The organism is Devosia sp. ZB163, assembly GCF_028613635.1.
Taxonomy (GTDB): Bacteria; Pseudomonadota; Alphaproteobacteria; order Rhizobiales; family Devosiaceae; genus Devosia_A.
In genome coordinates, this window is record NZ_JAQRMY010000002.1 from 666,848 (window position 1) to 689,667 (window position 22,820).

The 22,820-nt window shown below is 66.2% G+C and carries 24 protein-coding genes and 1 pseudogene; 6 read left to right on the forward strand and 19 right to left on the reverse strand.

The genetic code is table 11. The features are described from left to right. Positions 1 to 79 precede the first annotated feature (79 nt). Positions 80 to 499 carry a VOC family protein gene (locus PRN20_RS11445; RefSeq protein ID WP_273957481.1) on the reverse strand — a complete coding sequence of 140 codons (420 nt, stop codon included), beginning with the start codon at positions 497 to 499 and terminating at the stop codon, positions 80 to 82. Positions 500 to 741: 242 nt separating this feature from the next. Between PRN20_RS11445 and PRN20_RS11450 the strand changes: the two genes are divergently transcribed. After that, positions 742 to 1,365, forward strand: a complete 624-nt coding sequence (locus PRN20_RS11450) for a cold-shock protein (protein ID WP_273957482.1) — start codon at positions 742 to 744, stop codon at positions 1,363 to 1,365. A 97-nt stretch (positions 1,366 to 1,462) separates the two neighbouring features. Here the strand turns inward: PRN20_RS11450 and flaF are convergent, their stop codons facing one another. The 8 genes from flaF to PRN20_RS11490 form a co-directional block, all read right to left on the reverse strand. Further along, positions 1,463 to 1,837, reverse strand: coding sequence for a flagellar biosynthesis regulator FlaF (gene flaF, locus PRN20_RS11455; RefSeq protein ID WP_273957483.1), 375 nt, complete (start codon positions 1,835 to 1,837; stop codon positions 1,463 to 1,465). Continuing rightward, positions 1,827 to 2,213: a flagellar biosynthesis repressor FlbT gene (flbT, locus tag PRN20_RS11460; protein ID WP_273957484.1), complete on the reverse strand. Its 387-nt coding sequence runs from the start codon at positions 2,211 to 2,213 to the stop codon at positions 1,827 to 1,829. Before flbT ends, flaF begins: the two co-directional genes overlap by 11 nt. Positions 2,214 to 2,379: 166 nt before the next feature. Continuing rightward, positions 2,380 to 3,993 (reverse strand): flagellin N-terminal helical domain-containing protein, encoded by a 1,614-nt coding sequence (locus PRN20_RS11465; protein ID WP_273957485.1) that lies wholly within the window; start codon positions 3,991 to 3,993, stop codon positions 2,380 to 2,382. A gap of 239 nt (positions 3,994 to 4,232) precedes the next feature. Continuing rightward, complete coding sequence (locus PRN20_RS11470; protein ID WP_273957486.1) at positions 4,233 to 5,849, reverse strand: flagellin N-terminal helical domain-containing protein; 1,617 nt, start codon at positions 5,847 to 5,849, stop codon at positions 4,233 to 4,235. A gap of 251 nt (positions 5,850 to 6,100) precedes the next feature. Next, a complete protein-coding gene (locus tag PRN20_RS11475; RefSeq protein WP_273957487.1) occupies positions 6,101 to 6,358 on the reverse strand; it encodes a hypothetical protein in 258 nt (85 codons plus the stop codon). Between the two features lie 168 nt (positions 6,359 to 6,526). Then, positions 6,527 to 6,997, reverse strand: coding sequence for a flagellar protein FlgN (locus PRN20_RS11480; RefSeq protein WP_273957488.1), 471 nt, complete (start codon positions 6,995 to 6,997; stop codon positions 6,527 to 6,529). A 3-nt stretch (positions 6,998 to 7,000) separates the two neighbouring features. Then, positions 7,001 to 7,330: a rod-binding protein gene (locus PRN20_RS11485; RefSeq protein WP_273957489.1), complete on the reverse strand. Its 330-nt coding sequence runs from the start codon at positions 7,328 to 7,330 to the stop codon at positions 7,001 to 7,003. Then, positions 7,330 to 8,454, reverse strand: a complete 1,125-nt coding sequence (locus PRN20_RS11490) for a flagellar basal body P-ring protein FlgI (RefSeq protein WP_273957490.1) — start codon at positions 8,452 to 8,454, stop codon at positions 7,330 to 7,332. Before PRN20_RS11490 ends, PRN20_RS11485 begins: the two co-directional genes overlap by 1 nt. A 229-nt stretch (positions 8,455 to 8,683) precedes the next feature. Between PRN20_RS11490 and PRN20_RS11495 the strand changes: the two genes are divergently transcribed. Together PRN20_RS11495 and dksA are read left to right on the forward strand one after the other, a co-directional pair. Continuing rightward, positions 8,684 to 9,100, forward strand: coding sequence for a flagellar assembly protein FliX (locus tag PRN20_RS11495; RefSeq protein ID WP_273957492.1), 417 nt, complete (start codon positions 8,684 to 8,686; stop codon positions 9,098 to 9,100). 115 nt (positions 9,101 to 9,215) lie between these two features. Continuing rightward, positions 9,216 to 9,629 carry an RNA polymerase-binding protein DksA gene (gene dksA, locus PRN20_RS11500; protein ID WP_273957493.1) on the forward strand — a complete coding sequence of 138 codons (414 nt, stop codon included), beginning with the start codon at positions 9,216 to 9,218 and terminating at the stop codon, positions 9,627 to 9,629. A 71-nt stretch (positions 9,630 to 9,700) separates the two neighbouring features. Here dksA and PRN20_RS11505 read toward each other — a convergent pair whose 3' ends face one another. Both PRN20_RS11505 and PRN20_RS11510 read right to left on the reverse strand, forming a co-directional pair. Next, entirely contained in the window at positions 9,701 to 10,204 is a 504-nt protein-coding gene (locus tag PRN20_RS11505) for a GFA family protein (RefSeq protein ID WP_273957494.1), read from the reverse strand. Further along, positions 10,201 to 10,860, reverse strand: a complete 660-nt coding sequence (locus PRN20_RS11510) for a TetR/AcrR family transcriptional regulator (protein WP_273957495.1) — start codon at positions 10,858 to 10,860, stop codon at positions 10,201 to 10,203. Before PRN20_RS11510 ends, PRN20_RS11505 begins: the two co-directional genes overlap by 4 nt. Positions 10,861 to 11,092: 232 nt before the next feature. On the opposite strand from PRN20_RS11510, the gene PRN20_RS11515 reads away from it, so the two are divergent. After that, positions 11,093 to 11,941: an alpha/beta fold hydrolase gene (locus tag PRN20_RS11515; protein WP_273957496.1), complete on the forward strand. Its 849-nt coding sequence runs from the start codon at positions 11,093 to 11,095 to the stop codon at positions 11,939 to 11,941. A gap of 11 nt (positions 11,942 to 11,952) precedes the next feature. After that, entirely contained in the window at positions 11,953 to 12,315 is a 363-nt protein-coding gene (locus tag PRN20_RS11520; protein ID WP_273957497.1) for a VOC family protein, read from the forward strand. Here PRN20_RS11520 and PRN20_RS11525 read toward each other — a convergent pair. The 8 genes and pseudogenes from PRN20_RS11525 to PRN20_RS11560 form a co-directional block, all read right to left on the reverse strand. Further along, entirely contained in the window at positions 12,312 to 13,079 is a 768-nt protein-coding gene (locus PRN20_RS11525; RefSeq protein ID WP_273957498.1) for an ATP-binding cassette domain-containing protein, read from the reverse strand. The genes PRN20_RS11520 and PRN20_RS11525 overlap by 4 nt on opposite strands. Beyond that, a complete protein-coding gene (locus tag PRN20_RS11530) occupies positions 13,079 to 14,209 on the reverse strand; it encodes an ABC transporter permease (protein WP_273957500.1) in 1,131 nt (376 codons plus the stop codon). Before PRN20_RS11530 ends, PRN20_RS11525 begins: the two co-directional genes overlap by 1 nt. A gap of 71 nt (positions 14,210 to 14,280) precedes the next feature. Then, on the reverse strand, positions 14,281 to 15,258 hold the full coding sequence (locus tag PRN20_RS11535; protein ID WP_273957501.1) for an ABC transporter substrate-binding protein: 978 nt from the start codon (positions 15,256 to 15,258) through the stop codon (positions 14,281 to 14,283). 122 nt (positions 15,259 to 15,380) lie between these two features. Next, positions 15,381 to 15,575, reverse strand: a complete 195-nt coding sequence (locus tag PRN20_RS11540) for a hypothetical protein (RefSeq protein WP_273957502.1) — start codon at positions 15,573 to 15,575, stop codon at positions 15,381 to 15,383. Between the two features lie 80 nt (positions 15,576 to 15,655). After that, on the reverse strand, positions 15,656 to 17,170 hold the full coding sequence (locus tag PRN20_RS11545) for a winged helix-turn-helix domain-containing protein (protein WP_273957503.1): 1,515 nt from the start codon (positions 17,168 to 17,170) through the stop codon (positions 15,656 to 15,658). A 9-nt stretch (positions 17,171 to 17,179) separates the two neighbouring features. Further along, positions 17,180 to 18,793 (reverse strand): ABC-F family ATP-binding cassette domain-containing protein, encoded by a 1,614-nt coding sequence (locus PRN20_RS11550; protein WP_273957504.1) that lies wholly within the window; start codon positions 18,791 to 18,793, stop codon positions 17,180 to 17,182. Between the two features lie 118 nt (positions 18,794 to 18,911). Continuing rightward, positions 18,912 to 20,539, reverse strand: a pseudogene (locus PRN20_RS11555) (MFS transporter). A gap of 18 nt (positions 20,540 to 20,557) precedes the next feature. Next, on the reverse strand, positions 20,558 to 22,066 hold the full coding sequence (locus PRN20_RS11560; RefSeq protein ID WP_273957506.1) for a carboxypeptidase M32: 1,509 nt from the start codon (positions 22,064 to 22,066) through the stop codon (positions 20,558 to 20,560). Positions 22,067 to 22,174: 108 nt separating this feature from the next. Here PRN20_RS11560 and PRN20_RS11565 point away from each other — a divergent pair, with 108 nt between their 5' ends. Beyond that, positions 22,175 to 22,792 (forward strand): LysE family translocator, encoded by a 618-nt coding sequence (locus tag PRN20_RS11565; RefSeq protein WP_273957507.1) that lies wholly within the window; start codon positions 22,175 to 22,177, stop codon positions 22,790 to 22,792. The last annotated feature ends 28 nt before the right edge of the window (positions 22,793 to 22,820 follow it).

Consider the following 22,820-nt stretch of genomic DNA (forward strand, 5'->3'; position numbering starts at 1 on the left):
TGCCCGGCCGGCTCCTTCGTTCGGAAAAACCTACGCACTGTTGGCTAACCGCCAGCTAAGCCGCGTGGTTAGCAGGCAGTTACCAGACGCCGGTATTGGGCATGGAGAGCCACGGCTCGGCCGGGGCGAGGGCAGGGCCGGCCTGCAGGAGCTCGATCGACACATTGTCGGGCGAGCGCACGAACGCCATGCGGCCGTCGCGCGGCGGCCGGTTGATGGTGACGCCCATGTCCTGCAGGTGCTTGCAGGTCGCGTAGATGTCGGCGACCTCGTAGGCGAGGTGGCCGAAGTTGCGGCCGCCCGTGTAGACCTCGGGATCCCAGTTGTAGGTGAGTTCGACCTGGGCATCGGGCTGGCCGGGAGGGGCGAGGAAGATCAGCGTGTAGCGGCCCTTCTCGTTCTCGGTGCGGCCCACTTCCTCGAGGCCGAGGCCTTCGGAGTAGAACTTTAGGCTGGCGTCGACATCGGTGACACGGACCATGGTGTGCAGATACTTCACGTCATATCCTCCCGGACAGTAAGCAAGTGGATCGCGGGCGGGGTCGGGGCCGGCCGCCGGCGCGGGGCAGTCTATTGGTGTGGCGTGCGTGCAGCAACCCGGCCACACCCTCGCGCCAGTTTCGAATAACCCCCTACAAAATGGTAAACCCTTCTTAACTTCCCCACCTGAATCGGACATGGTGCCAACGTCTTGTGGCGTACCCCGTTTAGCGGCGGGGCGAGTACGAAAAGGCTAAGGGCATGGGGGCCAAGTTTACAGCCGAGGGTGAGGATCCGGGCTTCCGGTCGAGCGAGATCGGCGGGCAGGATGAACGGACTGCGGGCGAAGGTGCCCACGGTTCCGCTCTCGACGTTATCGAGGTAGTCGGCAGCATCAAGTGGTTCGACGTGGCGAAGGGCTTCGGCTTCATCGTCCCCGATGACGGCCGGCCGGATGTGCTGCTGCACGTCACGTGCCTCCGTCGCGACGGCTACCAGACCGCCTATGAAGGCTCGCGCATCGTCGTGGAGGCGCTGGCGCGTCCGGGCGGATTGCAGGCCTTCCGTATCCTGTCGATGGACGATTCGACCGCCAAGCACCCGGCGCAGATGCCGCCGCCGCGCACGCATGTGACGGTGGAGCCCACGAGCAAGCTCGAGCGGCTCGAGGTGAAGTGGTTCAACCGCATCCGCGGCTTCGGCTTCCTGTCGGCGGGCGAAGGCACCCCCGACATCTTCGTCCACATGGAAACGCTGCGCCGTTTCGGCATCACCGAGTTGCGGCCCGGCCAGTACGTCCTGGTCCGCTACGGCACAGGCCCCAAGGGCCTGATGGTGGCCGAGATCCGGCCCGACGGCTGGGGCGACGCACCGTCCTCGCACTAGGCCCGGGCGTAACCCGCAAGGGTACCGCTGGAAACGAAAAAGCCCGCCATGCAGCGGGCTTTTTGATTCCGAGGCCGCGGAGGAGAGAGCCCTGGACTCAGGTCGACGGGCCGGCGCGCAGGCCTGCGGCGATCTCGCGGTTGATATTGATCAGCACGGTGAGCTTGCCGGGGGCGGGCTCTGCCTGAACGGTCATCGTCTGTTTCATCACGAACAGGCCAAGATTGGCGATGTTCTCGCGCAGCGGCTTGGGCAGGGCGCTCTCCTCGCCGGTAACCGACCCCAGGAACACCGTCCACAGCTTGCGGTTGAAGGCGAGAGCCGTGCTGAGCTCGTGACGCGAGGTCTCCCAGTCGTCTCGAACACGTTGCAGCTGGCCGGCGGCGCGGGAGAGAAGGTTGGCCTCGAGGAGACGAGGGTTGATCGTCTGCTTGCCCACCTGCTGGTAGGCGAGCGCCGCGCTATTCTGCATTTGCTAGAAGTTCCTGCTCGTACTGGATCAGCTTTTTTGCAGCCTTGAGAGCTTTGTAGAGATTGCCGGTTAATATCTCGTTATTGATTTCGTCAACAATGCGGACTGTAGATGGCGCCGCCGAGATGATGTCATTGACCAGTTGAAAGTAGTCTTTCGTGAGTCGATCAACGTCATCATGGATGTACATGAGCTGCACCGCCAAGTAGATGCGCTTGGCGGGACTGTTGGCTGTGTCGAAAGTAAGGATGTCCTTTTCGCGAAGGATTGGCGCCTTGCCATCGATGAACAGCCGCGTGCGCTGATCCGAGTTGGTGATGACGCAATTGCCGACGATAAGCCTTTCGCCAGGCTTCAGTTCGACCTTGAGAGACATGGTACTTACTCGACCCCGTGATTCCGTGGCCGAGCATACTGCATGTCCGGCCACACCAGAAACCTGCTGTGATTCAAAGTCTGCACTTCGTGCGGTAAGGCACTGATCGGCAAAAGAAAAAGGCGGACCGAAGCCCGCCTTTTCATATCGTCTTGCGACTGACTTCTTAGAACAGACGCAGCACGGCCTGGTCGGACTGCGAGGCCATCGACAGCGCCGTCGAAGACAGCTGCTGGCGGGTCTGCAGGGCGAGCAGGTTCGCTGCTTCCTCGTTGGTGTCGGCAAGCGTGAGGTTCGCCGCACCGGTCTCGAGGGTGTTGATCATGTTCTTGGTGAAGTCCTGGCGGTTCTCGACGACCGACAGGTTCGAGCCGAAGGACGACGACATCGAACGGAGCGTGCCCAGGGCATCGCTCAGCTTGCCGAGGCGTGCATCGATCGAGCTGTCGCTGTCGAAGTCCGCGTCGAGCGCAGTGGTGATGCTGAGGGTGGTGTTGTTCACCGAGGTGGCGACGCCGTCGGCATCCTTGGCCTGGATGTCGATGGTCGAGGTGCCGGTCTCGTTGAAGGTCAGCTTCAGCTTGTCGCCGCGGAGCAGGTTGATGCCGTTGAACGAGGCATCGTCCGAGAACTTGTCGAGCTGGTCGCGCAGATCGTTGAACTGCTTGGCCAGGTTCTTGCGGACGTCGTTGCCGTCGACCGTGGAACCACCGGTGGAGGTGCCGTCGACAGTGCCCGAGGCGGTGACGCCGTCCACATCGAGATCAGCCGTCGACTGGTTCTCGAGGCGGAGCTTGCCATTGTCGTTCGACGCACGGACCTTGCCGGCGAACGCGCTGCTCGGAGCGTTGATCTCCGAAACGAGCTGGTCGACGGTCTTGGCCGAATACGTCCTGGTCGTCGTCTCGGTCGGGTTGGCCGCCGAGAAGCCGAAGTTGGCGAGGGTCGGCGCGGTGCCGCCACCGCCGGTCTGAACTGCACCGGCAGTGATATCGATGCTGGAGCTGCCGACAGCAGCTTCCGGACCGGTGAAGGTCAGGTTGTTCGAGCCATCCAGAGCAGCCGTCACACCCATGTTCACGGCCGCGAAGCCGCCATTCAGGGCCGACACCAGTTCGTCGCGGGTGACGGCAGCGCCATCAGCCACGTCCATGGTGAAGCTGGTAGCACCGGCGTCGACGGTGATCTGGTTCGTGCCTGCCGAGCCACGGACGGTCACGGCAGTCGCCGAACCGCCGTTGACGGCGATCGAGAAGTCGAGGCCGTCGCCGGCTTCGTCCAGGTCGATAGTTGCGGCCACGGCGCCGATAGCGGCGGTCGCGGTCGAACCCTTGATCAGGCTGATGCTGGCTTCTGCGCCCTCGGCGAAGGCACCGCCGGAGACCGTGATGGCCTTGGCGTTCGCCGCGGCGTCAGTGCTGACACCGGTGGTGACGTCGGCAGCGGTCAGCGAGTAGGAGGCCGTCTTGAACGACTTGTCCTGACGCGCCTGACGGAGCGTCGACTGCATCGACTCAACGGTCTTGGTGATCGACTTCAGGCCGTTGTCGGCTGCTTCGATCGTCTTGACACCGCTCGACATGCTGTCGAGCAGGTTGGCCATGTCGCCGGCGCGGCTGTTGAGAGACGCGGCGGTGAAGAAGTTGGAGGGGTTGTCGAGCGCAGAGTTCACCTTGAGACCGGTGGCGAGACGCTCCTGCGTCTTGGCCATGGAGGCTGCGGTGGACTGCAGGCTCAGCAGGTTCGAGCGAACTGCTTTCGACAGATTGACATCAACCATTTGGAGGCCCTTTCTGGGTCCGTACTCAGTTACTAAAGCCGTCTCGTCCTGAGACGCGGGCAGATGATTGGCCTCCACCGGCAAAAGAAGTCTTAAGTTCGATTCTTGAATTCGAGTTTGTCTGTCGCATTCGAGGCAAAGTTAATGAGCAGTTGGGGCTTCGATCTGGTACGCGCAATGGCGCGGGCAACAAAAAAGGCGGGCCTAAGCCCGCCTTTTGCGTTTCGATGTGCGTTGGATCAGAACAGACGCAGCACCGCCTGGTCGGCCTGCGAGGCCATCGACAGAGCCGTCGACGACAGCTGCTGGCGGGTCTGCAGGGCGAGAAGGTTCGCCGCTTCCTCGTTGGTGTCGGCGAGCGTCAGGTTCGCCGCGCCGGTCTCGAGGGTATTGATCATGTTCTTGGTGAAGTCCGTGCGGTTCTGAACGATCGACAGGTTCGAACCGAACGAGGAGGCCAGCGAACGGAGCTTCAGCAGCGCCGTGCTGAGGACTTCGAGGCGGGCGTCGAGCGTGGTGTCGCTGTCGAAGTCGGCATTGACGGCATGATCGATGCCCAGCTCGGTGTTGTTGACCGAGATGGGGTCGCCATCCTCGTTCTTGGCCTGGATGTCGATGGTCGACGTGCCGGTCTCGTTGAAGGTCAGCTTCAGCTTGTCGCCGCGGAGCAGGTTGATGCCGTTGAACGAGGCATCGTCCGAGAACTTGTCGAGCTGATCACGCAGTTCGTTGAACTGGGTGACGAGGTTGCGGCGAACGGTGTTGCCATCGATCTGCGAACCACCCGACGAACTGCCGTCGAGGGTGCCCGAAGCGGTGACGCCATCGACATCGAGCCCGACCGTCGACTGGTTCTCGAGGCGGAGCTTGCCGTTGTCATTCGACGCACGGACCTTGCCGACGAAGGCGCTGCTCGGAGCGTTGATCTCCGAGACCAACTGGTCAACGGTCTTGGCCGCATACGACTTGGTGGTCGTCTCGGTCGGGTTGGCGGCCGCGAAGCCGAAGTTGGCGAGTGTCAGTGCCGTGCCGGCACCGCCGTTCGCGATCACGCCGGCGGTGATGTCGATGCCGGCAGTGGTGAAGTCGGTGGCTTCCGGACCCGTGAAGGTCAGGTTGTTCGAACCATCGAGGCCAGCGGTCACGTTCATTCCGACGGCAGCGAAGCCACCGTTGAGGGCGGAAACCAGTTCGGCGCGGGTGACGGCGGCGCCGTTGGCGACGCTCATCGTGTAGCTGGTGGCGCCAGCATCGACGGTGATCTGGTTCAGGCCGGCCGAACCACGAATGGTCACAGGCGTTGCCGCGCCGCCGTTGACGGCGATCGAGAAGTCGAGGCCGTCGCCGGCTTCGTTCATGTCGACAGTGGCGGCCACGGCGCCGATCGCGGCGGTAGCAGTCGCGCCCCTGATGAGGCCGACGCTCGCCTGGGTGCCCGTCGCATAGGCGCCGCCCGAAACGGTCAGCGACTTGGCCAGGGCCTGAGCGTCGGTGGTGACGCCGGTCGTGATGTCCGCCGGGGTCAGCGAGTAGGATGAGGTCTTGAACGACTTGTCCTGGCGCGCCTGGCGCAGGGAGGACTGCATCGTTTCCACGGTCTTGACGATCGAGGTCAGGCCGTTGTCGGCCGCCTCGATGGTCTTGATGCCGTTGCCCATCGAGTCCAGCAGGTTTGCCATGTCGGACGCACGACTATTAAGCGACGCGGCGGTGAAGAAGTTCGTCGGGTTGTCGAGCGCGGTATTCACCTTGAGACCGGTGGCAAGACGCTCCTGCGTCTTGGCCATCTGGGCGGCGGTGGACTGAAGGCTCAAGAGGTTCGAACGAACCGCTTTGGAAAGATTAACTTCCGGCATGGGGTGAAATCCCTTCTGGCTAGTATCGCTATCTCGTTCTGAGACTGGTGAGGATGCTAGCTGCCGGAGACTTCGGAATGGTTAACAGATGCCTGCTCAGCGCAGTTAATTTTTGGTTCTGCGCTGGTGTTCGAAACCGCACAAGCCATTGATATCGCGCCGAAATACGCGACATCGGCAAATCCTGCCGAGAGCCCGGAGAGGCACTCGGCAATTAGTGATTAGCTGTTTCTTAAGGACGGAATCGCCCGTCAGACGAGTCTGTCGTGGAGGGCGAGCGAGCCCTGCGCCGGCAGGTCGGCGCTCCCCAGCCTGAGCATGATCTCGCGCTCGGTCGTGGGCTTGGGCGGCAGCTGGCCGGAAAGCAGCGCGGCGGCAAAGGCCGAGCCGGGCGGCGGGGGTGGCGTAGGAATAGGGGGCAGGGTATCGGCGAGCCGCATCTGGCGCGGCTCCTGCTGCGGTGGCGGCTGATCCTGCTGCTCCGGAGCCGAATGGGAATCGCCGAGCATCGATCGCGAGCGAAAATCCGCGACGGCTCCGAGTCCCGTTCTGATCGGTTCGGGCGCTATTCTGGCGCTCATGACCGGCATTCCCAATTGCCAATTCAGCTTTGGAAACTGCCGGTCCGGGCTTTCATTACGCTTAGGGAGTTCCGGGCAATTTGTAGAAAATTGGAGCTACAGCGCCCGGTTCAGTGAAACGCCGCTCGCGACCTGCGGAGGATGGCCGCTGAGCTGGCCGGTGGCTCCATAAGTCTTGGGGTTGGCCTTGGCGCTGATCGAGCGGGCGACGTCGGTCAGCAGATCCTCGGTGACCGTTCGGGCGGTGGCGATGACCCTGAGGTTCTCGGCCATCTGCGTCGCCAGCTTGTCGTGGCGGGCAAGAAGGTTGTCGACCTGGGCAGGGGCCTCGGCGCGGAGGCGTGCTGCCTGCCGCTGCACCGAGCGGGCAAAGCCCATGTAGTCCTGGGCGAGCCGCGTCTTCTCGGCGGTGAGCTCGCCCGCCTCCCTCGCGCGTCCGGCGCGGAGCAGGGTGGTCTCCTGGTTGATCGCCACCACGAGGCTCTCGAGCGTGTCCGTGGCGAGCGCGCACAGGTCCGCGGCGGGAAGGGAATCTAGGGCCGCAAGGCGTTCGGCAGCGTTCGACATCAATTACATCGCTCCTCTTGTCGTGGTCGCTTTCTGCGCGGCCTCCTGGGCCGCGATGAGATCGGGAAGAATGGACTCGGCGATGCCGATGCCGCCGCCCTTGGCCACGGCATTGGCCATCTGCTCGGCCTGCATGCCGCGCCAGGTCTCTTCGCCGAAGCCGCCGCCGAGGGCGGACTGGTCGGTTTTGAGCGAGGCGAACATTTCCTTCATCAGGGTGTTGAGGAAAACGCCCTCAAGCTCTTCGGCCTGCTCGCGAAGCTGAGCCAGCTTGGCTGGCGCAAGGCTGCTGCCGGCGGTGGTGGTGGTGGCGGAGGCTGCGGGGCCGAACATCAGAGCACCTCGATCTCGGCCTGGAGGGCGCCGGAGGCCTTGATGGCCTGGAGGATCGCGATCAGGTCGCGCGGCGCGATGCCCAGTGCGTTGAGCCCGTCGACCAGCTGCTGCAGGCTCACCGACTCCCGCACCATGGCGAGGTTGCTGCCGGCTTCGTCGACATTGATGTCGGTGCGCGGCTCCACGGCGGTCTGCCCCAGGCTCAGCGGATTGGGCTGAACGACGGTCGGGCTCTCGGCAATGGTGACGGTGAGGTTCGACTGGGCCACGGCGACCGTCGACACGCGCACATCCTTGCCCATGACGATGATGCCCGAGTTCTCGTCGATAACGATCTTGGCCGGCAGGTCCGTCTCGACGATCAGTTGCTCGATGTCCGTCAGCAGGTCGACGATGTTGCCGTTGAAGTTGCGCGGCAGGTTCACGCGGATGGTCGCCGGATCCTCGGGCGTCGCCGAGGGGATGCCGATGAAATCGTTGATGGCGAGCGCAATGCGCCGCGAGGTGGTGAAATCCGGGTTCCGCAGCGCAAGGCGCAGGGTGCGCTGGGCGCCGAGCACGAAGCCGATTTCGCGCTCGATCAGCCCGCCCGAGGAGATCCGGCCGGTGGTCGGCACCCCGGAGACGACCGATGCGGCGTCGCCGTCGACGCGGAAGCCGTTGATGGTCACGGCGCCCTGGGCGATGGCATAGACCTCGCCGTCGGCGCCGAGCAGCGGCGTGACGAGCAGCGTGCCGCCCTGCAGGCTCTTGGCATCGCCGAGGGCGGCGACGTTCACATCGAGGCGCGAGCCCTGCGTGGAGAAGGCCGACAGGTTGGCCGTCACCATCACCGCGGCCACGTTGGCCGTGCGCATGTTCTCGCCACGGGTGTTGACCCCGAGGCGCTCGAGCATCGCCTGAAGGCTCTGCTTGGTGAAGGGCGAGTTGTTGAGGCCGTCGCCGGTGCCGTTGAGGCCGACGACGAGGCCGTAGCCGATCAGCTGGTTATCGCGGACGCCTTCGATATCGACGATGTCCTTGATGCGGGCCGCGGCGCCGTAGCTGATGCTCGGCTGCGGAATGAGCAGCACGGCGGTCAGCAGACCGAACAGCGCGCGCTTGAGGTTGAATTTGGCCATCTGGCAGTCCCCGGAGTTCGGCACATCCCCATGCGCCGTGATCGCCAGTGGTGTTGCGAGAAACGTGCCAACTCACTGCAGTCCGTACTAAGTCGTGGATTTATCGTAGTTTTTCCTCAGTTGGTCATCGCCGGGGCAGGGGTGGGCGGCAAGTCCTGCCGGGCTGGTTAACCTTTGCTTAACCGGTGGCGGCAGAATTTGCCGAGGCAGGTGACAGCAGGTGAGTCCGGTGCGGATCGACAGCAATTCGCGGGTAGGCAATGTGACGGGGCGCTCCGCCTCGGGGCGTGCCTCGGGCTCGGGGACCTTCGAGGTGAACCTCGGCGGTCAGGCGACCGAGGCCCGCGCCGCCATGGGCGCCGGCCCGGTGACCTCGCTCGATGCGCTGCTCGCGCTGCAGGCAGTGGACGACCCGCTGCAGAAGCGGCGCAGGATGGCGCGTCGCGGCACCGACCTCATCGACACCCTCGAAGGGCTGCGCACGGACCTTCTGGCCGGCCGGCTGACCGAGGGGCGCCTCACCCAGCTCATGGCCGTCATGACCCAGGCGCGGGAGCGCGGCGAGCCCGGACTTGATGCCCTGCTGGACGAAATCGAGCTCAGGGCAAGGGTGGAGCTGGCCAAGAGAGGACTGTACCCCGCCTGACACAATCGGCTACAAGCTCGCTCACGTATTAATCACCGAGCTTTTCGAAGCTTGCGAAGATATGCCTTGCGCCACTATAAGGCCCGCCATTAGGGGCGTCTTGGAATGAGTCAGAATGTCGACTGAAGTTCTTGATTATCGTCCTACTGAGGATGAGCCTTTCATGAACCCGCGCCAGCGGGAGTACTTCCGGCAGAAGCTGGAACGCTGGAAGGACGAGATCCTGCGGGAGAGCCGCGAGACTCTCGAGAACCTGCAGGAAGAAAGCCAGAACCACCCGGACATGGCCGACCGTGCTTCTTCGGAAAGCGACCGTGCCCTGGAACTGCGGACCCGCGACCGCCAGCGCAAGTTGATCAGCAAGATCGACGCAGCGCTTAAGCGGATCGAGGACGGCACCTACGGCTATTGCGAAGAAACCGGCGAGCCCATCGGCCTCGCCCGGCTCGACGCCCGGCCGATCGCCACGCTCTCCCTGGAAGCCCAGGAAATGCACGAGCGCCGCGAGAAGGTGTACCGCGACGAGTAACGACAAGGCCCGCAGCGATGCGGGCCTTGTTGCTCGTGGTGGCTGGCGGACTGCGAGGCTGCGTCCGGCCCTCAGCGGCGGAGCAGCATGCCGACTTTCGCCCCGATCACCTTCGTCACAAATCTCAGCGGAATGCCCGCGGCATTCGGCATGTCCGCCGGCACGCTGGCGCCAGCCGGCGCGAACCGGGTGTTGATCCGCATCTCGGGCCGCGGCGCATCCGCGATGCGATCGCCGTAGACCGGCGTCCAGTGCAGGACGTCGTCGAGCCGCATCAGCATCGCCGAGTTGCAGCACGTGGCGACGACTCGGCGCGTACCGGCCTCCGGCTTGAGCCGGTGTTCGGCGACGAGTTCCTCGCCGCGGATGAACGATATCCGGTCATTGCGGTAGAGGGCGTAGGGCGTGCCGCCGCTCGCATCGAGGATGGCCGGCGCGTTCGGCAGGGCCTCCAGCTGGCTCGAGCCGGCCTGGCAGTCGTCACAATGGCACACGAGGCTGATCATCGGCGCCCCCTGCATCTCGACTTCGACCTGGCCGCAGGTGCAGCGCGCCACGTAACGGGTTTTCCTCATCGGGCAGGCCTTCCATATGCCGCGAGAAACACCCGGACCCCGGCTTCGGCGTTGCGGCGCAGGTCCGCCTGTGAGGGTATGGCATCGTCGCCCAGCAGCATCGCCTGGTTCAGCGGCTCGGACATGATCAGCCAGTTGAAGTGGGAGGCCGCGATCTGCGGGTCGTCGATCGTCAGCAGGCCACGCTCGGCCAGCCCCTGGAAGACCCCGGCCAGCATGGCCATGGCCCGCGCCGGCCCGCGCTCGTAGAGTACCCGTGCCAGCTCCGGAAAGCGCGTGACCTCGCCGATCACGAGGCGCCGCAGCTGCATGATGCGCGGCGTCAGCACGACCGTGAGCTGGCGGAGGGCATACTCGACCAGGTAGGCGGAAAGGTCCTCGTCCCGGCCGAGCTCCGCCACGTCGTTGTGCACGATGTCGCCCGCGCCGGTGGTCATGCCCCCCACGATCTCGATGAACAGCGCTTCCTTGCTGGAGAAGTGCTTGTAGACCGTCTGCTTGGACACCGCGGAGAGGGCGGCGATCTCGTCCATGTTGGTGCCGAGATAGCCGCTCCTGAGAAAGACCTCGGTGGCGGCGTCGAGTATCGCCCGGCGCTTGCGCGCGGAACGTCCGTCTCCCTCCGCATCCGTGTTTTCGCTCGCTTCAGATCCCATTTTGCTCGCACCTCTCGCGGAGTTCCGCCGTCCCGATTGACATCACAGTACTGGACAGTCTAGTTTCCTGCAAGCAGAGAACTGGACGGTCCAGTTCTGCAAGAACAGGCAGAGCCACGTGCCAAACGGAAGCCTCGTTCTGGCCGTCACGGTGGCGGGCGCGTTTGCCCTTTCGCTGCCGGCGGCCCTGGCTCAGACCCATTCCGAAGTTCGATCCACAGGAGACGTCCACATGACCGACACCATGCCGACGATGAGCGCCGCCACGCTGAAGGTTCCCGGCGCGACGCTCTACTACGAGGTGCGCGGCAGCGGCCCGACGCTGCTGGTCATTCCGGGCGGCCCGCAGGACGCCGGTGTGTTCGCCGACCTGGCGCAGCGGCTGGCGGATCGCTATCGGGTCGTGACCTTCGATCCGCGCGGCAACTCGCGCAGCCCCTTCGACGGCGCGCCGGTCGAGCTGGACATGATGGTGCAGGCCGACGACGCCGCGGCGCTGATCCGTGCCGCCGGCAGCGGACCGGCCTATGTGTTCGGCACCAGCGGCGGCGCGCAGATTGGGCTGGCCCTCGCTGCCCGCCATCCCGACCTCGTCAGGGCGGTCCTCGCCCACGAGCCACCGTCCATGATGCTGATGGACGACCCGTCCGCGGCGCTGGCGGCCGACAAGGTGATCTACGACACCTACCGGCGCGACGGCGTCGACGCGGCCATGGGCGCGTTCTTCGGCATGAACGGCCTCGAGGACGGGCCGCTCGAGGACATGCCTCCCGAGATGGAGATGAGCCCGGAAGACGCCGAGACCTTCGGCCGGGTGAGCGGCAACTTCGAATACTGGCTCGCCCACGGCATGATGCCGCTCGGGCACTATCGCCCCGATGTGGAGGCGCTGCGCCGCGGCCAGCCACCGATCGTCGTCGCCATCGGCGAAGGTTCGGCCGGCCAGCCGATCGAGGCGATGGGCCAGGCACTGGCGCGGGAACTGGGCATCGAGCCTGTCGCGTTTCCCGGAGACCACATGGGGTTCGAGGCCGCGCCGGCCGAGTTCGCCGCCGCGGTTCACCGCGCCTTCACACGCTGAGAGAGTTGGCCATGCATATCCAGTTTGCCGAACTGCCCGTTGCCGATCAGGACCGGGCCAAGCAGTTCTACGTCGATGCCCTGGGCTGCGAAGTCGCCGCCGACACGCCGATGGGGCCCGATGGCTGGCGGTGGATCGAGTTGCGCCTGCCGGGCGCGGTCACCAACCTGCATTTTCTCCGCCAGGACACCCGGCCGTCGGACGCGCCGGTTCTGGTGCTCGTCGATGACGACGTCCGCGGGACCGTCGCCGCTCTCAGGGCCAGGGGCGTCGAGATCATCACCGAGCCGGCGGAAGCGCCATGGCAGCCCGGCCGGATCGTTGCGGAGTTCCGCGACAGCGAGGGCAACCGCATGGTGATCGGCAGCCCCTAGGCGACGGTCCTCGTGTCGTCCAGTGCCCCGACCATGTACTGGACGAGCTCGGAGGCGTTCGTATCCGCCATGCGCTTCTCGGCGACCTTGCGCCCCCGGTGCATGACGATGATGCGGTCGGCTACCGCGAAGACATCGGGCATGGTGTGGGTGATGAGGATCACCGGCACGCCCTGGTCGCGGAGCCGCCGGATCAGCTCCAGCACCTTCTGCTGCTCCGGTACGCCGAGGTTGTTGGTCGGCTCGTCCATGATCATCAGCCGCGCCTTCCAGTAGATGGCGCGCGCGATGGCGACGGCCTGGCGTTGGCCGCCGGAGAGGCTCTCGATCGGCTGGGTCAGCGTCGGGAACTGGATCTCGAGCGCGGCAAGGCTCTGCGCGGCCTCACGCAGCATCTGGCGATCGTTGAGCGTCTGCACGAGCCCGCCGAGATAGCGGTTCTTCATCTCGCGGCCGAGGAAGATGTTGGCCGGGACATCGAGATTGTTGGCGAGCGCCAGGTCCTGGTAGATCGTCTCGATGCCGGCGCTGCGCGCGTCGATCGGCTTGGGAAAGCTCACGGGACGGCCCTCGAAGCGGATTTCGCCGCTGTCGGGCAGGTGGACGCCCGAGACGCACTTGATCAGGGTCGACTTGCCGGCGCCGTTGTCGCCGAGCAGCGCCACAACTTCGCCCGGATGGATATCGAGGCTCACGTCGTTGACGGCGGTGAGGCCGCCGAAGCGCTTGACCATGTGGCGGATGGAGAGGATCGGTTCGCTCATCAGCTGCCCCTCCCGCGCCGACCGAGGATGAGGTCGCGCGACTGGTCGATCAGCACCGCGATGATGACCACGGCGCCGACCACGATGAACTGCCAGAAGGCCTGGACATTGAGCATCACGAGCCCGGTGGTGAGGACTGCGATGATCAGCGCGCCGATCACCGTGCCAACGATCGAGCCGGCGCCGCCGAAGAGGCTCACGCCGCCGATGATCACCGCCGCGATGGAGCTCAGCAGCAGCGGGTCGCCGATGACGGCCGATCCGGCGGTGAAGCGCAGGGTCGAGAGCACCCCGGCGATCCCCGCCGTGGCCGAGCTCAGCATGTAGAGCTTGATGATGTGGCGGTCGACCGGGATGCCGGTGCGCAGCGCCGCCTGCATGTTCCCGCCGATGGCATAGGTGTGCCGGCCGAACTGGGTGCGCTTGAGCAGGAAGATGCAGAAGATCACGACGACGGCGGTGATCACCACCGGCCAGGCGAGGATGCGGTCCATCGAGCGGAGCAGCGCCCCCGTCACTTCGGGGCGCTCGAGGACATAGAAGCCGCCGCCTTCGCCACGTACCCAGTAGAAGAGGGCCTCGTTGCCATAGTCGCGAACGCCTTCGGGCAGCCCGATGACCGTCGTGTTCTCCGAGAACAGCAACGACAGCCCCCGCACGATAAATGAGGTGCCGAGCGTGACGATGAATGCCGGCACCTTCAGCTTGGCGATGATCAGCCCGTTGACAAGTCCGACCGTCGCCGCTCCCCCGACACCGGCGGCAAAGCCAAGGAAGACCGCAAGGAACAGCGGTGCGCCGGCATTGTAGGACGCGCGGATCGCATGTGCCGACAGGACGGAGGCGAGGCTCATCACCCAGCCCACGCTGAGGTCGATGCCCGCCGCGATGATAACGAAGGTCTGGCCCAGCCCGAGCAGCAGAACCGGAACTATCGCCATCAGGATGTTCTGGCTGTTGCGGACGGTGAGGAAGGTGGCGCCGCCGAAAAGGGGCACCGCGATGATGAAGAAGACGATCATCACCCCGAGAAACACCCAGGCCCACAGCCGGCTCGCGAGAAGGACGAAGCGCTTGTCGGCGGATAGTCGCGGCTCCATTGCGGCCGCGATGGCATTGCTGTCGGTCACGTCTTCCCCGCGTCGCTGGAACGAGAGGGCCGAGGCGCGGTGGCGCCCCGGCCGGTCAGGTTTCGGGCCGGTCAGTTGCCGGTCTTGTAGATGAAGCGCGCGTAGTTCGGATCCGCGACATTCTCCTTGTCGAGGATGGCGAACCCGGTCTCGACGCGGCGCGGCAGGCTGGTGACGCCCGCGGCATCGGCGGCGGCGAACTGCACCGCCATGTAGCCCATGTCGAACGGCTTCTGCGCCAGCACCAGGCTGACGACGCCCTTGTTCATGAGCTCGATCGCTTCGAGCGTCGCGTCATAGGCGACGACCTGCACGGCGCCGCCGAGCCCGGCATTGACCACCGCGTTGCCCGCGCCGCCGGCGCTGAACACGTTGGTGCCGAACACGCCGACGAGATCGGGGTTCTGCTCGATGACAGCCGCGGTCTGCTGGGCCGCCTTGTTCTGGTCATCGAGATTGTAGTCGGGCCCGAGCACCTTGATGTCCGGGAACTCGTTGGCCATCACCTCCTTGAAGCCCTGCTCGCGGCCCTCGACGGAGCTCACGTTCGGGTTGGTGGAGTTGATGTAGACGGTGCCCTTGCCGCCGATCGCCTTGGCGAGACCGCGGGCCGAGATGCGGCCGCCCTCGACATTGTCCGAGCCGATATAGGCGATGGGGAACGTCACCGGGCCGTTGGCATAGTCGCCATCGCCGAGGAACGTGTCGACGGTGATGACTTTGACGCCGGCGTCCACTGCGTGCTGCAGCGGGGCGACCATCTGGTCCTTATCGGTGGGCGCCGTGATGATGTAGTTGAGGTCCCCGCGCGCGACGAGCGCATCGAGGATCGGCGTCTGGGCTTCGACGCCCCAGGTCGGCGGGATCTGGGTCACGACCTCGATGCCGAGATCCTTGGCAGCGGCTTCCACGCCGAGCTGCATCACCTGGTAAAACGGGTCCACCACGCCCGGCAGGAAGCCGATCTTGATGTCGACGGCAGTAGCGGCACTACTCGAAAGAAACAGTGCTCCCAGCAGGGTAGCAGTCATCGTCGACGCCTTGCGCATCGATTCCTCCCCTCGATTGTCCGGCTTCCCAAAGTCCTCCAGCCAGATGCAGCGACGATAGGCCCGCCGCCACGTATTTGTAAATCGGGCGGATAAATTCGGACGACTGATACTTTGGGCGGTCAACCATCGTGCCGGGGATGGTGGGCCGGGATATCGGCCCAGTCGCGCGGCGTGAGGTGGGACAGCGGGTCGGCTTCGGCCTCGACGGGCTCGGACAGCCAGACCAGCAGCGCGTTCCACAGTCGGCCCGCGGCGGCACGAAGGCCCGGGCGCGATGAGCGGGTGAAGGAGAGGGGGATGTGGTCGGTAGCCATGGTTGCCTCCAGGTGCGATGGAGGCAGGGTGGCATCGGTCGGCCGCCGGGTCCCAAAGCGGCGCCAAAAGAGTTCCAGAATCAGGCGGGCAGGCCGGCCTTCCTGAGGCCCTCGACCAGGATCGAGTAGCGCTCCGCATACCGCTCGCCGCGCCGCTCGATATCGGCCAGCCGCATGTGCGGCGCGCGTTGCAGCAACTGGGCGATCACCGCACGGGCTTCGTCGCTGCGCCCGAGATGGCCGTAGGCGGCGGCGAGCGTCCAGTAGGCGCCCAGCCAGTCGGGATTGCTGGCGAGGCTCCGCAGGGCCCAGTCGGCGGCCGGCTCGAACTCGCCGGCAAGGATGTGCGACAGGCCGACCCCGACCAGCGTCTCGTAGTTCTCGAGCGAGCCGGGAGCCACGCGCAGGCCGCGCAGGAAGCACTCGCGGCCGAAGGCGAGGTCGCCGACCATGACATTGGCGAATGCGGTGAGGGCGATGACGGTCGCGTTGTTCGGGTTGGCGTCGAAGGCGCGGCGGAACATGGCGAGGCTGCGTTCGGGCTGGCCTCCGACATTGAGCAGGACCAGCGCGGCGATCGACAGGACGAGTGCATCGTCGGAATCGTGCTCGATGGCCCGTTCTGCCAGCTCGAGCGCGCGCGCACGTTCGGCGGCCGTCATGCCGGAGCCGAAGGTGTCCTGCCGTTCGTAGGCCCAGGCGAGATAGGCGATGGCGGTCGAGAATCCCGGATCGAGCGCCACGGCGTCCTCGAGCAGGCGGATGGCTTCGCGGCGCGTCTCGGGCGTCGTGCCGCGGAAGAGCGGCAGGGCGCGCAGGTAGAGATCGTAGGCATCGAGGCTGCCCGGACGCTTGCTGCGAGCGCGCTCGATCTCGGCCTTGCGAATCTCGGGCTCGACGAGGCCGACGACCTCCTCGGTGATCCGATCCTCGAACGCGAACAGGTCCTCGAGGCTGCCGTCGAGATGTGTGGACCAGAGCTGCGCCATGCTCGAAGTGTCGACGAGACGGGCAGAAACCCGCACGCGCTGTCCCTGCCGGCGGACGCTGCCGGCCAGCACGTAGCGGACGCCGAGTTCGTCGCGGGCGCGAGGCAGGTCCGTGGGCGACAGGGCCCGGGCGGCATGGCGCGCGACGACCGCAAAGCCCCGGAAGCGCGACAGGGCGCTGGTGATGCCCTCCACCACGCCGTCGGCGAAATAGGTGTCCGCGGCGTCGGCGGAGAGGCTCTCGAACGGGAGCACCGCTATGGCAGGCCTGATCTGGGTAGCGGGAGGCGAGGCCGGGCCCGGGTGGGCAAGGCGATAGCCGACGCGCGGCACCGTTGCGATCCATTCGTCACCGTCGGGCGCCTTGCCCAAAGCCTTGCGCAGCGACGCGACCTGCACCGACAGGTTCGCCTCCTCGACGAACAGGCCGGGCCAGGCTTCGGCGAGCAGCCGGTCCTTCGTCACCGGCTGTCCCTCGGCCTCGATCAGGATGCGGAGCAGGGCCGTGGCGCGCTGGCCGACGGCAAGTATCTCGCCCTCCCGCTGCAGCACGCCTGCGGCGGGATCGAGCGTGAACGGGCCGAAGGCATAGCTGAGGCGCGCCATGCCACGAGCTTATCCTGATGACGGAGCATCGGAAAAGCCGGGCCCGCCAAGTTCCAGCTCCCGTTCGATGCCGATCGCCTCGAGGAAGGCGCGGTCGTGGCTGACCACGAGGAGCGCGCCGTCATAGGCCCTGAGGCCGGCCTCGACCGCTTCGATGGCGTGGATGTCGAGGTGGTTGGTTGGCTCGTCGAGGATCAGCAGCTCCGGTGGCCTTCCGCTGCCGATCGTGCAGGCGAGGCCGGCGCGCAGCATCTCGCCGCCGCTCAGCTGCCAGACGGACTTCAGCGCGGCGTCGGAGCGGAACATGAAGCGGGCGAGGGCGGCGCGGGCGGCGTTCTCGTTGTCGCCGGGGTTCAGCCGGAGATAGTTCTCGCGGATGGTCTCGGTGGGATCGAGGATGCCGACCTGCTGGTCGAGCAGGGCATGCCGCGGGGTGATGCGCACGGCGCCGCCCTCCGGCCCGAGGTCGCCGGTGATCAATCGCAGCAGCGTCGTCTTGCCGGTGCCGTTCGGACCGGTGATCGCCACGCGCTCGGGCCCGGTGACCTTGAGGCCCAGGTCGCGGATGATCGGCTGGCCCGGGATGGGCCCGCCCGTCAGCCGGTCGAGCTGCAGCACCGTGGTGCCGCGGGAGAGCCCGCTCGGCTCGAGCTTCACCGACATGGGCTGCAGCACCTCGATCTCGGCCTTGGCCTCGGCCAGTGCGACCGATGCCGTGGCGCGGCGGCGTTCGCCGAGCCGGGCCTGCTCGCCGCTCGTGTTCTCGGAATTGTTCTTCATTCCGCCCAGCAGGATGCGGGGAATGTCGCCGCGGGCCGCCTTCTTTGCGCCGGCCGAGTCCTTCCTGGCCTTGCGCTCGCGCATCGCCTGGGTCTTGCGATCGATCTCGCCGAGCGTGCGCTCGGCATTGGCGAGATCGTGCTCGGCCGCCGCCAGTTCCGCCGCCTTGCGCTCGCGGTAGAGGTCCCAGTTGCCGCCATAGACATTGGCGCCGATGGTCGTGAGCTCGATGATCTGGTCCATCTCGCGCAGCAGTGCACGATCGTGGCTGACGACGATGGCGCCCCCGCGCCAGCCCTTGAGCATCGCGGCCACCGCGGCGCGTCCATCGGCATCGAGGTTGTTGGTCGGCTCGTCGAGCAGCAGCATGTCGGGCTGTTCGAGCAGCAACGCCGCCAGCGACAGCCTCGTCCGCTGCCCGCCGCTGAGCGAGGAAACCGGCCGCTGCATGTCGAGGCTGGGCAGGCCGACATCGGCGAGGACGTTCTCGATGCGCGCGGGCAGGGTCCAGTCGGCGTCGGTCGCATCCTCGAGCGAGCCGGTGCCGGCCTCGAGCCGGTCCAGCCGGTCGAGCTCATCGGCGCAGCCGAGGCCGACACGCACGCTCGCATCGCCGTGCTGCACCGTCTGGCGCAGCAGACCGATCGTGCCGGTCACGGCGACTTCGCCGCTGGCCGGCGCGAGTTCGCCGGTGATCAGCTTGAGCAGCGTGCTCTTGCCGACGCCGTTCCGGCCGATGAGGCCGGTGCGGAGCGGACCGAACGCGAGGTCGAGATTGGAGAAGAGTTCGACGCCGCTAGGCGTCTTGTAGCTTGCCGCTTTGAGCGAGATGGAACCGGGCATGGTTGGACTCCGGGTGACGGATCAGGGCGAAATGATCGGTCATGCGGATATCCATGGGGACCTGCCGGTTGGTGCTGCGGGAGCCCGGAACATAGGGATCGTCGCCCCGATGTCAACCTCAGGGCGGATCGATCGTCCGGTTGGCGGCGATGGCGGCGAACCAGTTCGGCGGCCTCTCGATCATGCGCCGGACCACGGGACGCTCGCGCCCTGGTGCAGGTTGCGGAGCTGGTCGCCGATCACTTCATCGGCGTGGGTGAGGCGCTGGTTGTGCCGGGCATACTCGGTCCAGGTCGGGCTCTTGTAGTTCTCGATCCAGACGTCGGTCTGGCTGAGGTCGCGCCGCAGCGTCCATTCCCGCGCGCCGTCGCGCAGACGCACGCGCTTGCGCTCCGCCATCACCTTGAGGAACTCGCGCACGTCCTGCGGCCGGATGCGATACTCGATGCTGACCACGATCGGGCCCGACCGGGGCTCGATCGGCAGCGATATCTCGGGCTCTTTCCAGCGGTTGGCGGGATCGAGGTCGAGGATCATCCGCGGCGGGATGGCGAGGAACAGGCCGACCGCGGCGCCGACGAGCAGCGCGGCAGCAGAGGCGAGCAGGGCGTTCGAAATACCGAACTGCTCGCCGGCAAGACCCCAGAGCCAGCTGCCTGCAGCCATGCCGGCAAAGGTCGCGGTCTGGTAGAGCGAAAGGGCCCGCCCGACCACCCAGCGTGGCGTCGAAAGCTGGACGGTGATGTTGAACAGCGTCAGCGCCAGCACCCAGCACGCGCCGCCCAGCGCCAGCGCCAGCCCGATGATCCAGGGCGAGGGGCTGATGGCCGTGATCGCGGCGCAGGCGGCAAAGCCGATGAAGGCGAGGCGGACGATGGCTTCGCTGCTGAACTGCTCGGCGAGACGTGCGCTGACCAGCGCGCCGCTCACCGCACCGACGCCGAAGGCGCCCAGCAGCAGGCCGTAGAGCAGGGGCCCGGCACCCTCGATCTGGCGCGATACCACCGGCAGCAGCGCCAGCACCGCGCTTGCGGCGAGGCCGAAGAGGAAGCTGCGCACCAGCACCTTGCCTAGGTTCGGCGACAGCGCGATGTAGCGGATGCCGGCAAGCATCGCGGCGCCCACCGCCTCACGCGGCAATCCCGCAGGCGCAGGCTGCGGCTTCCAGCTGATGAGCACGGCGAGCAGCCCCAGATAGCTCAGCATGTTGACGGCAAACGCCGCGGCGGCGCCGGCGACCGCGACGATGATGCCGCCCACGGCCGGGCCGAGGCTACGCGAGAGGTTGAAGCCGATCGAGTTGAGCGCCACCGCCGAGCCTACGCTCGAGCGCGGCACGAGATCGCCCACCGAGGCCTGCCAGGACGGGTTGTTGAGGGCCGTGCCGCAGCCGATGAGGAAGGTGAAGGTCAGCAGCAGCCACGGGGTGATCAGCCCCATCCAGGCCGTCAGCGTCAGCAGCGCCGAGACGACGAACATGAACGCCTGCGCGATCAGCATCACCCGGCGGCGCGGGAAGTTGTCGGCAATGGCTCCGCCCAGCAGCGAGAACAGCATGATCGGCAGCGAGATGGAGGCCTGGACCAGTGCCACCAGATCGACCGAGTTGGTCAGCGCGGTCATCATCCAGGCCGCGCCGACACCCTGGATCAGCGCGCCGAAGCTCGAAACGAGATTGGCGATCCAGATGTTGCGGAACGTGCCGTGCTGCAGCGGCTGCAGCACGGATGGCCGGTCCTTGGCCATGGGCCGATCTCCTCCCGATCAGCTGAGGTAGCGGCGCGTCAGGTGCTCCTCGAAGTGCTTGGAGTTCAGCTTCTCGCCCGTGGCGCGCTGGATGAGCTCGGGCATGGAGTACTTGCTGGCCTGCTGCCAGATCTTCTCGCGACGCCATTCGTTGAGCCCGACGAAGCGGCCGTTGCGCATGTCTTCGCGGGCGTTCGGCTGGTCGCGCTCGATGGCGTGCCAGATCTGCGCCGCGATGATGGCGCCCAGCGTGTAGCTGGGGAAGTAGCCGATGGCGCCCGACGGCCAGTGGACGTCCTGCATGGGGCCGTCCTTCATGTTGTCGATGGTGGAGAGACCCAGGTACTCGCGCATCTTGGCGTCCCAGGCTTCGGGAACGTCCTTGGGCTTCAGCGAGCCGTCGATCAGCCCCTGTTCGAGCTCGAAGCGCAGGATGACGTGCAGTGGATAGGTCGCTTCGTCCGCATCGACGCGGATCAGGCCGCGCTTGATGAAGTGGACATGCGCGAGCACATCCTCGAGGTCCCAGCCGGCAATGGCTTCGTCGCCGAGCTTCTCGCGGATATGGGGCATAGCCCACTCCCAGAACTCCGGCGAGCGGGCGATTTCCTTCTCGACGAACAGGCTCTGGCTTTCGTGCATGGCCATGCCGCGGGCGCGGCCCACGGGCCAGTGCGTCCACTCATGCGGCAGGTTCTGCTCGTAGAGGCCGTGGCCGGTCTCGTGCATGATGCCCATCAGCGAGCTGATGAACTCGCCCTCGGTGTAGCGGGTGGTCATGCGGATGTCGGTCGGCACGCCGCCGCAGAACGGGTGGTGCGAGATGTCGAGCCGCCCGTGGTCGAAATCGAAGCCGACCGCCTCCATCATGACGAGGCCGAGGGCCTTCTGCTTGTCGATCGGGAAGGGCGCGTTGAACGGCTTCAGCGGCCGGGCCGCGAGCTTTTCTTCCTGCCGCGCCAGCGCCTTGGGGATGAAATCCTTGAGGAACACCTTGAGGTTGGCGAAGACCGGCGCGACGTCGGCGGCGCGGTTGCCGGGATCGTACTGCTCCATCAGCGCGTCATAGGGCGAGAGCCCGAGCACGTCGCCGCGCAGCTGCGCTTCCTCGCGCGCGGTGGCGACGACGCCCTCGAAGGCCGGCAGGAAAGCCTTCCAGTCGCCGGTTGGGCGCAGCTCGCGCCACAGCTGCTCGCTGCGGATGCGGGCGTTGACCTGCTTGCGCACGAAATCGGCCGAGAGGCAGGTCATGTTGGTGTGGACGCGGCGGAACTCCTGGATGGCGAGCTTCTGCATCTCGTCCAGCGGCTCGGCCTCGGCATCCGCCAGCCAGTCGCCGACCTCAGGACCGGTCGCCATCTCGTGGTACATGCCGGCGAGCACGCCCATCGTCTCGGCGCGCTTCTCGCCCCCGCCCACGGGCATCATCACGGCCTCGTCGACACCCAGCATGGACTGGGCGTGCTCGATGGCCTCGAGTCGGCGGCTCAGCGCATCGAGCTTGGTGAAGGCGGAATTGGCGGACATGTAACGCTCCGAATTCGAGTGGCCGCCGTTCGTAGCGTCAAATCGATGGGCGTGTCATCCCCGGGGGACTGTCTCAATTGCATCAACGGTGTTAGGCACCACCGCACCATGCCGGATCTGCCGATACTCGTCTCCTTCATCGTCGCCGCGTTCGTCGTCGTCATCGTCCCCGGTGTGACGGTTTCGGCGCTGGTCTCGACGTCGCTGGCCCGCGGCATGGCCGCCGGCTTCTGGATGGAGGCCGGCGTGCAGGTCGGCCGCCTCACCATGGTGCTGATCGTGGCGCTGGCGCTCGAGGCGGTGACGAGCGTCGTGTCGGCGGCATTCGACATCATCAAGTATGCCGGCGCGGCCTACCTCGTCTGGCTCGGCTGGGGCTACATCACCAGCCGCCACGGCCTCAGTACGGACCGGCCGGTTTCGGCCCGGACGCCGCTGCAGCAGATGGTGGCGGGCTTCCTGGTGCTCTGGAGCAACCCCAAGGCGCTGATCTTCTTCGGCGCCTTCCTGCCGCAGTTCGTCAACCCGGCCTATCCGGCCTGGCCACAGGTGATCGGGCTCGGCCTCATCGAGATGGGCGCAGGGCTCATTACTGACGGCGTCTACATTTATCTCGCCGCCAAGGCCCGCACCGCGCTGGGCGACGACCGGATCAACCTCGTCAACCGCATCGCCGGGGTCATCCTGATCGGCGCCGCGGTGTGGCTGGCCGTCCAGCATCACTGATCCCCGGCGGATTGTTGCGAAATCAACA